Source organism: Hymenobacter frigidus, assembly GCF_014640435.1.
In the GTDB taxonomy this organism is placed as follows: Bacteria; Bacteroidota; Bacteroidia; order Cytophagales; family Hymenobacteraceae; genus Hymenobacter; species Hymenobacter frigidus.
This window is the reverse complement of sequence record NZ_BMGY01000022.1, coordinates 62753-76434: the sequence shown is the minus strand read 5'-3', so window position 1 is coordinate 76434 and position 13682 is coordinate 62753. Positions and strand designations below refer to the sequence as shown.

Annotated in this window: 8 protein-coding genes; 5 read left to right on the top strand and 3 right to left on the bottom strand. The window is 63.5% G+C overall.

Going from position 1 to position 13682, the window contains the following annotated elements; all coding sequences use genetic code 11:
- Positions 1–138 precede the first annotated feature (138 nt).
- On the bottom strand, positions 139–945 hold the full coding sequence (locus IEW17_RS12660) for a M57 family metalloprotease (RefSeq protein ID WP_188562412.1): 807 nt from the start codon (positions 943–945) through the stop codon (positions 139–141).
- A gap of 157 nt (positions 946–1102) precedes the next feature.
- Positions 1103–1915 (bottom strand): M57 family metalloprotease, encoded by an 813-nt coding sequence (locus tag IEW17_RS12655; RefSeq protein ID WP_188562411.1) that lies wholly within the window; start codon positions 1913–1915, stop codon positions 1103–1105.
- A 373-nt stretch (positions 1916–2288) separates the two neighbouring features.
- On the opposite strand from IEW17_RS12655, the gene IEW17_RS12650 reads away from it, so the two are divergent.
- Entirely contained in the window at positions 2289–4064 is a 1776-nt protein-coding gene (locus IEW17_RS12650; RefSeq protein WP_188562410.1) for a regulatory iron-sulfur-containing complex subunit RicT, read from the top strand.
- A 34-nt stretch (positions 4065–4098) separates the two neighbouring features.
- On the top strand, positions 4099–4593 hold the full coding sequence (locus IEW17_RS12645) for a gliding motility lipoprotein GldH (RefSeq protein WP_188562409.1): 495 nt from the start codon (positions 4099–4101) through the stop codon (positions 4591–4593).
- Positions 4594–4718: 125 nt separating this feature from the next.
- On the opposite strand, the gene IEW17_RS12640 is transcribed toward IEW17_RS12645, so the two are convergent.
- Positions 4719–4913, bottom strand: coding sequence for a cold-shock protein (locus IEW17_RS12640; protein WP_188562408.1), 195 nt, complete (start codon positions 4911–4913; stop codon positions 4719–4721).
- 243 nt (positions 4914–5156) lie between these two features.
- Between IEW17_RS12640 and IEW17_RS12635 the strand changes: the two genes are divergently transcribed.
- The 3 genes from IEW17_RS12635 (at position 5157) to IEW17_RS12625 (ending at position 13673) form a co-directional block, all read left to right on the top strand.
- Complete coding sequence (locus IEW17_RS12635; RefSeq protein ID WP_188562407.1) at positions 5157–6293, top strand: hypothetical protein; 1137 nt, start codon at positions 5157–5159, stop codon at positions 6291–6293.
- A gap of 435 nt (positions 6294–6728) precedes the next feature.
- Entirely contained in the window at positions 6729–7325 is a 597-nt protein-coding gene (locus IEW17_RS12630; protein WP_188562406.1) for a DinB family protein, read from the top strand.
- 156 nt (positions 7326–7481) lie between these two features.
- Entirely contained in the window at positions 7482–13673 is a 6192-nt protein-coding gene (locus IEW17_RS12625; protein WP_188562405.1) for an alpha-2-macroglobulin family protein, read from the top strand.
- Positions 13674–13682: the final 9 nt, after the last annotated feature.

The following is a 13682-nucleotide window of genomic DNA, read 5'->3' as shown; positions in this document are numbered from 1 at the left end:
TTCTCATAAATGATTTCTTCGTTATAAACGATTGCCAAAGTAAAGGTAATTGTCCTCACGCTCTAGCCGTCGTTGATAAAAAAATGCCCCGGCTCACAAGAGCCGGGGCATTTTACTTCCTTGCAAATTGCTCAGGAATTAGTACACGAAGCCCAGGGCCGTGCGGTCGTTGGCGTTGAAGGGGCGGTCGGCACCGCTGCCGATGCAGGCCAGCATCCAGGAGTTGGGGTCGGCCACGGCGGGCGTGCCGGGGATGAGGACGGCCCCCACCGTGCTGGCGCCTTCGTTGCTGGTCGAGCCGCCGCAGCTATAGCTCCGGTCCATGTAGTCGGTGTGGCGGAAGCCGATGCAATGACCGATTTCGTGCGCCAGGATGGTGGCGATGTACGTGGTGGGGTTGGCCGTGCCGATAGCGCCGGAGTTCACCTTGACCGAACCAAACGGGTTGCCGCCCGTGGGGAAGCCCGCCGAAGCCAGGTAACGCGCGCTTTTTGGCGCCTTGTCCAGCAGAATCTCGGCCCCTGACGACACGCGCACCAGGCGAATGAGCAGGTTCTCGGCGTTGTACCGACGAATGACCTCGTCGGTGGCCGTCACGTAGGCCAGCGGCAACGTGCTTGCCACCGCCACCGATACAGTGCGGCCCGTGCCCACGTTCACCACTTCGGTGGTGCGGTATTGCTCTTCGGCACCCACGCGCAGCAGCTGGGCCTGGCGCGGGTTGGCCAGGTTCTCCGCCGTCAGGAAAATGTCGCCTTCTACCACGTAGCCGCCTTCTACGGCGGTAGCACCCTCGGCTGTGAAGCCCATTTGCTTGATTTGGCTCAGGACTTCCAGCGATACATCGTCGGATTTAGTCACCGACTCGCTTTCTTTCGAGCACGAGGAAAAGGCCAAGGCTGCCGTGAGGCACATGCCCAGAGAAAATAAGGATTGGGTTTTCATGAAGCTAGGAAAATATGGCGGAAAAAATTGAAAGTAATTGACTGTGAACGCGAAGCAAGGAGACGGATTGAGAACGGTAGCTTCATCTAGAAATAAAGCCCCGACTCGGTTGAGTCGGGGCTTCTTAAGCAGTGGGTGAGCCGGAGCGGCCCACCGGCTAGTACACGTAGCGCAGGGCGGTCACGTCGTTGGTGTTGAAGGGGCGGTTGGCGCCGCTGCCGATGCAGGCCAGCATCCACGAGTTCGGGTCGTTGCCGCTGGGGGTACCGGGGATGTAGATGGCACCCACCGTGCCGGCGCCTTCGTTCACGGCAGCACCGCCGCAGCTATACTGACGGCCAGCGTAGTCGGTGTGGCGGAAGCCGATGCAGTGACCGATTTCATGCGCCAGGATGGTAGCGATGTAGGTGCTGGCGTTGGCCGTGCCGATGGCGTCAGAGTTCACTTTAACTGAGTTGAAGGCATTGCCGCTTGAGGGGAAGCCGGCCGAAGCCAGGTACGTGGAGCCGGCCGGAGCTTTGCTCAGGAAAATCTGGCCGCCCGAGGTCACGCGCACAAAGCGGATGAGCAGGCTCTGGGCGTTGTAGCGGCGAATCAGCTCGTCGGTAGCCGTTACGTAAGCCGAGGGTAAATAGACCGATACCTGAATGCTAATGGTGCGACCCGAGCCCACGCTCACCAGGTTGGTGGTGCGGTACTGCTCTTCGGTGCCGACGCGTAGCATCTGGTATTCGGGCTTGGTAGCCAGATTCTCGTCCGTTATCAAAATGTCGCCTTCCACCAGGTAGCCACCGTCAACTTTTTTGATGTCCTGAGTCGTCAGGCCCATGTCCTTGATTTTGCTCAAGACGGATTGGGAGATGGCTTCTTCGGCAGGAGCTACGGTTTCCTGCTGCTTCGAGCAAGAGGACAAAGCCAATACCGAAGCGGTGCAGAGGGCAGCCGCAGAGAGAATATTTCTCAGTTTCATAAGCTTAGGGGGTTTGTTTGGTTTGAGAGATTGTTGGAGAAGAGATGCAATTAGAGTAAAATAAATGTAATCAACAATCACATTGTGGGGTAAATATTGAAAATAATTCAAAATAATGCCTCTGCTTCATCAAAACCACATTTATAATTATCCCAATGAAGCGGTTTTGCCAAAATTTTGTACATGTGCGATGAGCTAGCCTGGGAAGCGCGGCACCATTCAGCGGATGTTCTGGGCTTGGAGCGTGGGCAATTATTGCGGTGCTTTGCGCCTTGCGGGCAGCCGAAGCTGCCTAGCCGATTTGCGTATCTTTGCTAGTAACCGAATTTTCGCGGGAAATTCATTTTCCCCTCAACTATATAATTTCTGACTAGTGGCTTGTTCATCATGTTCTTCCGGCGGGGGCTGCGGCACCAAGCCGGGGGGCTGCAAATCCAACGGGGGCTGTAGCACCGGGGGCTGCAACCGCCTTAATGTATTCGACTGGCTGCAAGACGTAGAGGTGCCCGACTCGTTTGCCGGGTTCGACATGGTAGAAATCCGCTTTAAGGGCGGGCGCAAGGAATTCATGCGTAACGACCTGCGCCTGCCCCTCGTCACCGGCGATGCCGTGGTGGTGGATGCCGCCGGCTCCGGCTGGCACCTGGGCCACGTGAGCCTGAAAGGCGAGCTGGTGCGCCTGCAAATGCGCAAGAAGAAAATCCCCACCGATTCCAAGGAAATCCGCAATATTCTGCGCGTCGCTACCGACGACGACAACCAGCGCTGGGAAGCCGTGCGCGACCTCGAAACCGGCACCATGTTCCGGGCTCGGGCCATGGTGAGCGAGCTGCGCCTGCGCATGAAGCTGAGCGACGTGGAATACCAGGCCGACCGCACCCGGGCCCTGTTCTACTACTCGGCCGAGGACCGGGTCGATTTCCGCGAGCTAATCCGCCGCCTGGCCGACGAGTTTCGGGTGCGTGTGGAGATGCGCCAGATTACGCTACGCCAGGAGGCCGGCCGCATCGGCGGCATCGGCATTTGCGGGCGCGAGCTGTGCTGCTCTACCTGGCTCACCGATTTTAAAACCGTGAGCACCACGGCCGCCCGCTACCAGAACCTGAGCCTGAACCCCCAGAAGCTGGCCGGCCAGTGCGGCCGCCTAAAGTGCTGCCTCAACTACGAGCTCGACGCCTACCTCGACGCCCTAAAGGACATTCCGCAGGTGCAGCGGCCGCTGCAAACGGCTAAGGGCGAGGCATTTTTGCAGAAAACCGACATCTTCCGCCGCCGCATGTGGTTTGCCTTCAAGGGCGACAACAACTGGGTGATGCTGGACACGTCCCGTGTGCGTGAGCTGTTGGAAATGACCAAGCGCGGCGAGAAGATTGAGAGCCTGCTGCCGCCCCGCGAGGAAGCGCCCGAGCCCGAAGTTTCGGCTATCGTGGAAGGCTCGCTCGACCGCCTCGACGACAAAATCAAGTCGGGAGCGAAACGCTCCAAACGCAATAAAACCCGTGGCGAAGGTGCCCCGGCCGAAGCTCGCACTCCGCGCGAAGGCCGCGAGCCCCGCGCCGCCCGCGAACCCGGTACTGAACCCCGCGAACCCCGCGCTGCCCGCGAGCCCGGCACCGAGGCCCCCCGGGAGCCCCGCGAAGCCCGCCCGCCCCGCGAACCTCGCGAAGGCCGGCCCACGCGTGATGGCCGCCGCCCCGCCGGCGCGGCCCCCGGTGGCCCCCGCCCCCCCGAGCAAATGGTGAGTAGCGGTTCTGAAACCCCCGACAGCGGTGCTCCCGCCAGCGGCGATGCGCCTGAGCAGCGCGGCCGCCGCGGAGCCGCCGCCCGCCCCCTGAACCGCCGCAACGGCCGTGGCCGCAGCGATGCCCCCCGCCCCGAATCGAAGGACGGCGCAAGCCAAGGCGAAGCCGGCGAGCCTCGAACCGAGCCGAAGGACGGTGCGCCCCAAGGTGGTGGCCGCAATCGCCGGCCCGATTCGTCCCGGCGCACCGATGCCTCCGCTGCGCCCCGCCTCGACGCCGACGGCAGCCCCGAGTCCCGCCTACCCCGTGAGGGCGGCGAGCGGCGCGGTGGCCGCAACCGGCGCGGTGGCCGTGGGGGGGCTGGTGAGGGTGGCGCTACTCCCGGCCCGGCTTCGGCCGGTGAGTAAGCCAGGGCTGTTTGTATTTTGAATGCTAATAATTATGAATCAGTATTTTAGGTTGTGCGTAGTGGTGCTGGGCGGGCTGTTGGGCCTGCTCACCGCCTGCGACCCCAACCGCGTATTTGAGGAGAATACCGACTTCCCGAAGTACTCCTGGGACGTGCAGCAGAAGCCGGCCTTCACTTTCGCCATTGCGGACACGGCCGCGCGCTACGATATTTATTTCAACGTGCGCCACGCCTCGGCCTATGGCTACTACAACCTGTATGTGAAGCACACCCTAACCGGCCCCGCTGGCGCGGTAGGTCCGCCGCTGCTGCACCAAATGCTGCTCATGGACGCCAAAACCGGCGAGCCCAAAGGCAGCGGCACCGGCGATATCTACGACATGCAGCTGCTGGCCCTGCCCCGGCAGCGCTTCGCCGCGCCCGGCAACTACACCCTGACGCTGGAGCAGTACATGCGCCAGGACCAGCTGCCCGGCCTCATGGCCGTGGGCATTCGGGTGGCCCGGCACGAGGCGGGCAAGAAGTAGTTACTTGGTTGAGCTACAAAAAAAGCCGTCTCCGCAAAATGTGCGGAGACGGCTTTTTTGCGTCTCATCGAATTCAGCAGGGGAGTAGGCGCTGATATAACAGCGCCTGCGTTGCTAAGCTTAAGTTATTGCAGCCGGGTCACGTCCACGGCATTGGGGCCTTTTTTGCCGGTTTTGAGGTTGAATTGCACCCGGTCGCCTTCCTGAATTTCGTGGATGAGGCCGGTTTGGTGCACAAATATTTCTTCTTGGTTATCGTCGGCTAAAATGAAGCCGAAGCCTTTAGTGTCGTCGAAAAACTTAACGGTGCCGGTGAGCATGAGCGTTTGGAGTGGGGGTAAATAGGAATTGAGCGTTGAGTTAGCGCGTCCGTGGGCCTGCAAAGTAGCAAGTACATCCGGGAAGCGGCGCGGCGCGGCCCGACAAAGGTAAAATTGCGCCGCCGAACTATTTGCCTCGCCCATTCAGGCGGCGCACCAGTGGCCGGAGAAACTACGGTGTTAGCCACTCGTATAGGAATAAACAGCCCCCGCGGGTATTGCTCACTACTTATTTCGCACGCCATGGATAACGAACCCACCAACCTGAATACCGAGGAAAACGACATTGCCGGTAACCGCATCGATGGGCCGGTGGGCAACACGGCGGCCAAGCCCGGCCGGCCCGGTGCTGGTACGGGCCTGCCGGGCGGCCCTCCCACGCCAGCTACAGTCTCCACCGCTGCCACGCCAGCCTCGAATGAAGCACTGGCAGCGGCCGAAACGAGCATGGGCGACGGTGCCCTCGACACCCATGACGGCCCGCGCGAAAACCAAGAAGCCAACCCCGAGCACCTCAAACCAACGGCGGCCTACGGCGGCAACTTCAGCAACAGCACGCAGGGCAGTTTCAACGACCAGCCCCGCCGCGAAAATCAGGACAGCGACCCCAACCGGGGCGAGTTTGGGGCCCAGGACCTGGGCGGCACCACCCACGGCGGCTTCGGCAACCAGAACCGGATTGCTGATTACGAGCCCCGCAACTCGGCCGAAGACCAATACTACGGCGGTGCAGGCGCACCCGGCCTCCAGGACAATGCCTACCGGGCCTACGAAGGCCGCGACGAGCGTTCGGACAGCCGCACCGAATACGGCTTTGAAGCCGGTACTGCCTCAGCGCCTGACCTGTCCGCTCCGGCTGCCAATTCTAACCAAAACGACAACGGAGCCGTACCCGGCCCCGACAGTGGCTATGCCAACGACTACGGTCACACGTCGTTGCGCGGCGAGACTGGCAACGCCACCGCCCGCCCCGAAGCTGGCCAGCGCAACCAGACCGAAGACTACCTGCCCACCCAGGGCGATACCGATGCCCCCGGCCGCCAACCGGACGCCCAGGTTGACCAAAACACCAACCTGGCCGGCACGCCCGGCCCCCGCTCGGCCGATGTCGCGCAGCCCGCGCCCAACGAGCGCACCGGCTACGTACAGGCTCCCGGCGGCGATACGGCCCAGGGAATGGGTTCGCGCGGCGGCTCCTACAACGATGCCTACGACGATAGCCGGCCCGGCAGCACTACTGGCTCGCCGGCCAAAGGCGACCAGCGGCGCGAAGACATGGCCCAGAACTACGGTGCGGCGGCCCGGGAAGAAAACCGCGCTACCGATGAAGAAAACGACGTCGACCATGGTGCTCCCCAGCGCAACGCCGGTCGGGAATAACCAGCCGGAACAACAACCAAGTAAGCCTTCTGGATTCTCAACCTAGAGGGCTTACTTGGTTTCTGCCAAAGTCTGGCGGTGCACATCCGCATTGATGTCGTACTGGTACCGTGGGGGGGGGCGCTCAGCGGGATGGCGAAGAAGGGAAGGGCTGTTTCGTCGTCGCTCCACTGTTTGTCGGATTGCGCCCCGAAGGTTACCAAACATTCAACCCGCTCGCTAAGGTCAGGTACGGCTTGGTCCCAAGTCCCGCTCAGTGACGCTGCCAGGAAGGCGGCCAACGCCCGGCACTACGATTCGAAAACCGTTGTTTTGCCATGCGGCCAAGACACCGAACACGGCGCGGACGCTGCGCTGCAGGCCGCGAAAAAGGATAGATATTGTTCATAATTGACCGTTAAACAGTATGTTTGCGTCTTGTTAGCCTTTGTGCTTATGCCTGTTGCCACCCGTGCCACCTCCGATTTTTTTGACCAGCTGACCACCGACCTGTTGGTATTGCGGGTTTTGGCTCAGCGACGCTTTCGCCCGCTGAGTGCCGACGAGCTGAACCGCCGGCCCAGCCACAGCCGCTGGAGCGCCGGCCAGTGCCTCGAACACCTCAACATCCTGGGTGGCTACTATTTGCCCAGCATCGCCAAGCGCATTGCTCGGGCCCAGGCTCGCGGCTCCCAGCCCACGGCCACCGTGAAACAGGGCTTTTTCGGTGGGCGCTTCGTGAACGCCATGCGCGCGCCGGCCAGCGAAAAAGCGTACATCACGCACCAGCGCTACGCCCCCACCGGCACCCGCCTGTCCCGCACCGTGGCGGAAGTATTCAGCCGCCAAATCGACGAGCTGCTGCGGCTGGTGCTGCTGGCCCGGCAGGTGAACGCCAACGCCGTGCTCATCCCCAACGCTGTGTTTCCGCCGCTCCGGCTCCGGCTCGCCGACCAGCTCGAATTCCTGGTGGTTCACTTCCAGCGGCATGCGCGGCAGGCCGAGGCCGTGCTCGCGGGCCACGCGGCAGAGGCCGGCAAATCAGCGGCCTAGCCTCCGGGAATCGTTCGTGCTCGCTCCAAAGACCGCCCGGCCGCGCCGGTGCGGTCCTTTGTTTTTTAGCCAATTGCACCGCCGATGCAGCGGTGGGTGTGCAATGCAAGCGCGGCCGGCATCTTTGCGGTACACTTCTGAACCCACGCCGCCGCCATGCGCCTCCTGCTTGTTGCTTTCTTTTTGATGGGAATGATTTTCAGCGCCGGCTCGGTCGCGCCCGTGCCGCCCGGAGCCTACGCGGCCCGCTGGAAGAAGATTGACGCGCTGCTGCGCAAGGACCAGACCGCCACCGCCGCGCCGCTGGTGGAAGCCATCTATCAGCAGGCCAAAAAGGCTGGCGATGGGCCGGCCTACGTGCGGGCGCTGCTCTACAAAATCCGCCTGCTGCAAGCCAGGGACGAAGACGAAACCGAGAAGTCCATCGCGCTGCTCGAAGTGGAGCTGCAAACGGCCAGCTTTCCGGCCCGGCCCATTCTGCACTCGCTGCTGGCCGAGCAGTACACCACCTACCTCAACCGGAACCGCTACCGCCTCTACCAGCGCACTACCGGCGCGGCCCCCACCACTGACGAGCAAAAAACGGCCGACGGCGGCACCGGCCTTGCCACCTGGGACATGGGCCGGCTGGGCGCGGCCATCGTGCGGCACTACTACCAGTCGGTGGAAGACGAGCCGCAGCGCCAACTCAAAACCACCTTGGCTGAACTCGGCGACCTGGCCGTGGGCGGCGATGCCGAAGGCCGCGCCCTGCGCCCCACACTTTATGACCTGCTGGCCGACCGCGCCATTGAGGGCCTCAAAAACCAGGAGCTGTACGTGACCCGGCCCGAGCAGCAGTTTCAGCTCACTGACCTCGGGCTATTTGGCACCGCTGCCGAGTTTGCGGCTCTGCGCCTGCTGGCTCCTGAAGGCGACTCGCTGAACGGCCAGCTGCATGCGCTGCGCCTGTTGCAGCGCCTCACGGCCTCGCGCCAGCAGTTGGTGCCGGCCAACTTGGCGGCGTTGGCCGATGTGGACCTGAGCCGCATCGACTACCTGCGCAGTCTCACCCAAAACACCGACCTAGCCGCGCAATACGAGCCGGCGCTGGTGCGGCTGGCCGAAACTTACCGGGCGCTGCCCATCAGCACCGAGTTTATGGCCTGCCGGGCTCAGGCCGCGCGCGAAACCGACCCCGTGGCCGCCGTGCGCCTGGCGCGGGAGGCCGAGGCGCGGTTTCCGAAGTCGCGCGGCGCGGCGCGGGCCCGGCAGCTGCGGGCGGAAATTGAGCAGCCTGAGCTGGCGTTTTCGGCGGCGGATGTGGTGGTGCCCAACCAGCCCTGGCGGCTCGACGTGACGGCCCGCAACGTGACCCGCCTGCACGCCTGGGCCTACCGCATTTCGCTGCGGGAGTGGGAAAAATCGGGGCAGTACGATGAGCGAAACCGTACGGTAGCGCAGCGCTACGCCCGCGCCCTAAAGGCCGTGCCCGTTGCTACCTGGGCGGTGCCAGTGCCCGCGCATCCGCAGGACTACAAGGAGCAGAAGCTGGCGGTGGCCGGGGCGGCGCTGCCGGTGGGCTACTATTTGGTCGTCATCAGCAATCAGGCGGCCAGGCCCACTGCCGAGCGGCCGGGGGTGATAGCAGGCTACGGATTTCTGGGGGCCAGTGAATTGAGTGCCGTCAACCGGCGGGACCCCGATACGCAGGCTGCCCGCTTGCTGCTGCTGCACCGCCAGAGCGGGGCGCTGCTGGCGGGCGTGCAGGTCCAGGCCACGCACGTGTACTACGACCGCAAATCCAACAAACAGGTAACCAGTCTGGGGGCCATCGGGCAGACCGATGCCGCTGGCGAAGCCCAGTTGCTAACTCCTGAAACGACCCTGGTAGATGGCTCGGATACCAACAGCCGCATTAGCGCCGTGCGCGTTTGGCGCGGCACCGATACGCTGCGCCTTGGCAACATTGGTGAATATTATCAGCCTGTCGCGCCCCGCCAGGAGCAGGCCCGGCGCCGCGCTTTCCTCTTCACCGACCGCGCCATTTACCGGACGGGCCAGACGCTGTATTTCAAAGGAATTCTGACCGAAAGCCTGCGCTCCAAAACCAGTGTCGTGACCAATCAAGCAGTGAGCCTGCGGCTGGTGGATGTGAATGGCCAGACCGTGCAGACGCTGCCCTTCACTACCTCCGAGTTCGGCAGTTTTCACGGCTCACTGGTGCTGCCCACGGGCTTGCTGAATGGCGAAATGAGCCTGCAAACCGACCACGGTAGCCTGCAATTCGCGGTGGAAGACTACAAGCGGCCCACCTTTCTGGTTACGCTGGATTCGGTGCCCGGCCGGCCGCAGCTGGGCCAGCCGCTGACGATGAACGGCCGCGCCCGCGCCTACGCCGGCCAGCCCACCGACGGGGCCACGGTGCGCTACCGCGTGACGCGCCGCGAGCTATGGCCAATGTTCGACTACGGCTACGGCGGGCGCGGTATCTATGAGCCCGGTCGGGGTCAGGGCAGCCAAGAAATAGCCCACGGCAGCACTACTACCGATGCCGAGGGCCGGTTCAGCATCACGTTCACGCCGCCGCTGGTGCCCCAGGAGCCGGGCCGTAACCGGTATTGGGAGCCGGGCTACCTGTTTGAAGTAACCGCCGACGTGACCGACGCGGCTGGCGAAACCCGCACCGGCACCCGCTCGCTGTCCATCGGCCGCAACCCGCTCAGCCTGCGCCTGGAAGGCCCCGAACTGATGGATAAGCAGCGCTTGCTCCCCTTCCAGCTTTTTGGTGCGAATGCGACCGGCGAGCCGTTGCCCGCCGCCGGTACGCTGCGCCTCCTGGCCCGTCGCTACCGCCCCAACCCGCCCGGTGTGCCCGGCTCGCCAGTGGTGTCGACCGATACCGAACTGCCGGCCGAATTGGTGACCAGCCTGCCTTTCGACACCAAAACCAGCCCGATTCTCGACCTGAAAGCCGCCCTGGCCGCCCTGCCCACCGGCCGCTACCGCCTCGAAGCCCAGGCGGCTGGGGCCGATACGGCGGCCCGGGCTACTCAGGATTTCACTCTTTATGATTCTAATGCCGCCACCGTACCCTTCGCCACGCCCGATTGGTTTGTGGCCCTGGCCGATACCGTGGCGCCCGGCCAGCCCGCCGATATTCTGTTGGGCAGCAGCGAAGCCGGGGCCCACGTACTGCTGGAAGTGGAGCGCGGTGGCCAGCTGCTGCGCCAGGAATGGCTGACGCTGAACGCCAATGAGCAGCGCCGCCTGCGCCTCGAAAGCGGGCCCGCTACCGCCGCCGGTCCGCTCTACATTCACACCACGCAGGTGCGCGACAACCGCCTCTACCGTCACGATGCCACCGTGCAGGTGGCCGAGAAGCCCCAGCCGCTCCAACTGGCCATCGCTACGTTCCGTGACAGGCTCCAGCCCGGCCAGAAGGAAACCTGGCGCGTCACCATTCGCCAGGCCAACGGCAAACCGGCTGATGCCGAGCTGCTCGCCACGCTCTACGACCAGAGTCTGGATATATTCCGGCCGCACAGCTTTGCGAGGTTGGAATTGGGCTCTGGGTATTATCCGGCGCGGTTTGGGTGGCAGGGGGAGTTTAAGGAGGTAAACTCCCAATCATTTGCAATAACTGATAACGGCCCGGGACCAACCGGCCTGGATTACCCGGAGCTGAACACCTGGGACGATATGCCGGGTGCTCTGGCAGTGGGCTACGCCGGCGGCCGGGGCCGGACGGTGCGCCGAATGGCCAATCAGAAACAAGGGAGGCAGTTGGACGAGGTAGTGGTGACCGCGGCCGCCGCACCAATGGCAATGGCTGCCATGGCTGATTCGCAGGCGCTAGGCGAAAATGCCGGGCCGTCGAGCACTGCCGGGCGCAAGCCCGCCACGCCCAACCTCAGCACCATCCCCACCCGCACTGATTTCCGCGAAACGGCCCTGTGGCAGCCCGCCCTGCGCACCGATAAGAACGGCGACGTGGTGCTCGAATTCCAGATGCCGGAGGCCGTGACGCGCTGGCAGCTGCTGGCCCTGGCGCACGACAAGAACCTGCACAGCGGCCCGCTCGCCCGGCAGCTCGTGACCCAAAAGGAAATTCAGATTACGCCTAACGCGCCGCGCTTTTTTCGGCAGGGCGACACGTTTACCTTTCCTGCCAAGTTCTCGAACCTGACCGACCACGCCATCAATGGCACCGCGCAATTATTCCTACTCGATGCGGCTACAGGTCAGGATATCACCAGTCAATTACTGAAAGGACCGGCGCAGCAAAACGTATCGGCTGCCGCGCACCAGAGTGCCGCGCTGGGTTGGGAATTGCGCCTGCCGAATGATTTCGCGCCGGCCGCGGTGACGTACCGGGTAGTTGCCCAGGGCCAGGTTTTCGGCAACAAACAACAGCTTAAGGGTAAGCGCCCCAAGCGGGCCACGCTCAATCCTAAGCTCGCCACATACTCCGATGGTGAGGAGAACACCCTGCCCGTGCTCCCAAATCGGATGCTCATCACCGAGAGCCTGCCGCTGCCCATCGTGGGGCCCGGCAGCCGCGCGTTTGAGCTGACTAAGCTCACGAGCACCAGCAGCGCCACGCGCCGCAACTATTCGCTCACGCTGGAAATGACGGCCAACCCCGCCTGGTATGCCGTGCAGAGCCTGCCCTACCTCATGGAATACCCCTACGAGTGCTCCGAGCAGGTATTCAGCCGCCTCTACGCCAACCTCATCGCGGCCCGGATTCTCAGCTCCAACCCCCGCTTCAAAACCATCCTGACCGAATGGACGCGCCAGGCGCAAAGCGGCCCCGCTACCCAGAAAAATGCCCTTGCCAGCAAGCTGGCTCAGAACCAGGAACTGAAGAATCTGCTGCTGCAGGAAACGCCCTGGGTACGCGACGCGCAGGGCGAAACCGAGCGGCTGGCCCGCCTCACCGAGCTGTTTGATGAAACGCGGCTGCGGGGCGAAACCAGCCGGGCCCTGCTCAAGCTGCAGCGCATGCAGCTGCCTGGCGGGGCCTTCCCGTGGTTCGATAAAATGCCCGAGGACCGGTACATCACGCAGCTCATCGTGGCCGGCTTTGGTAAATTGAAGCGGCTGGGGGCGTTCGACGCGACGCAGGACGACGTGGCCCGTGGCATCCTCCAAAGCGCCCTCCGCTACCTTGATGAAGCCACGGCCCGCGACTACGCCGAGCTGCGCCGCCAGAAAAACATGAAGCTGGCCGACAATCACCTCGGCGACCTGCAAATTCAGGCCCTCTACGCCCGCAGCTTCTGGCCGCAAGAGATGGAGGCTGCCGCTTCTAAAACCGCTTACCGCTACTACCGCGAACAGGCCGGCCAGTACTGGCCCGCCCAAACGCGCTATCTGCAGGCGCAAATTGCCCTGACGCTGAGTCGGCAGTATGCCTCCGTAGGGGAGACTGACAAAAATGTGGCGGCGATGATAATGACGGCCCTCGCTGAAAACGCCCTGCACTCGCCCGAGCTGGGCATGTACTGGAAGGAAGTGCGCGGCGGCTACTACTGGCGCGAAGCTCCCATCGAAACCCAAGCCACGCTCATCGAAGCCTTCGATGAAGTGCAACACGACCAGAAATTGGTGGATGAGATGAAGCTCTGGCTGCTCAGGCAAAAGCAGACCCACCACTGGGCGAGCACCCGCGCCACCGCCGATGCCTGCTACGCCCTGCTGCTACACGGTTCCGACTGGCTGGCCCCCAGCCAGCCGCTGCAAGTGACGGTGGGTGGCCAGGCCGTGCAGCCCGAGGCCGCGCAGGCCGGCACCGGCTATTTCAAAACCAGCTGGGCCGCCGCCGAAGTGCAGCCCGCCCAGGGCAAAGTCACCCTCCGCAAGCCCGATGCGGGCGTGGCCTGGGGCGCGCTCTACTGGCAGTATTTCGAGGACCTTGATAAGGTGACGGCCGCCGCTACGCCCCTCAGCCTGGAGCGCCAGCTCTACCGCGAAACCCGCACGGCGGGCGGCCCGGTGCTGGAAAAGCTCACGGCTGCTTCGCCGCTGAAAGTGGGCGATGCGCTGGTGGTGCGGCTGGTGCTGCGCACCGACCGGGCGCTGGAATACGTGCACCTCAAGGACCAGCGCGCGGCGGGTTTGGAGCCCATCAATCAGACCAGCGGCTACCGTTACCAGAACGGTCTGGGCTATTATGAGTCGCCGCGCGACGCGGCCACGAACTTCTTTTTGGGCGAAGTGCCGCGTGGCACCCACGTGTTCGAGTACCGATTGCGGGCTAGTCAGGCCGGCGATTTTTCGGGGGGGCTGAGTCAGGTGCAGTGCCTTTACGCCCCCGAATTCGGCGCGCATTCGGCGGGCGGGCGGCTGCGGGTGGCTCCGTAGCTGCCGCAA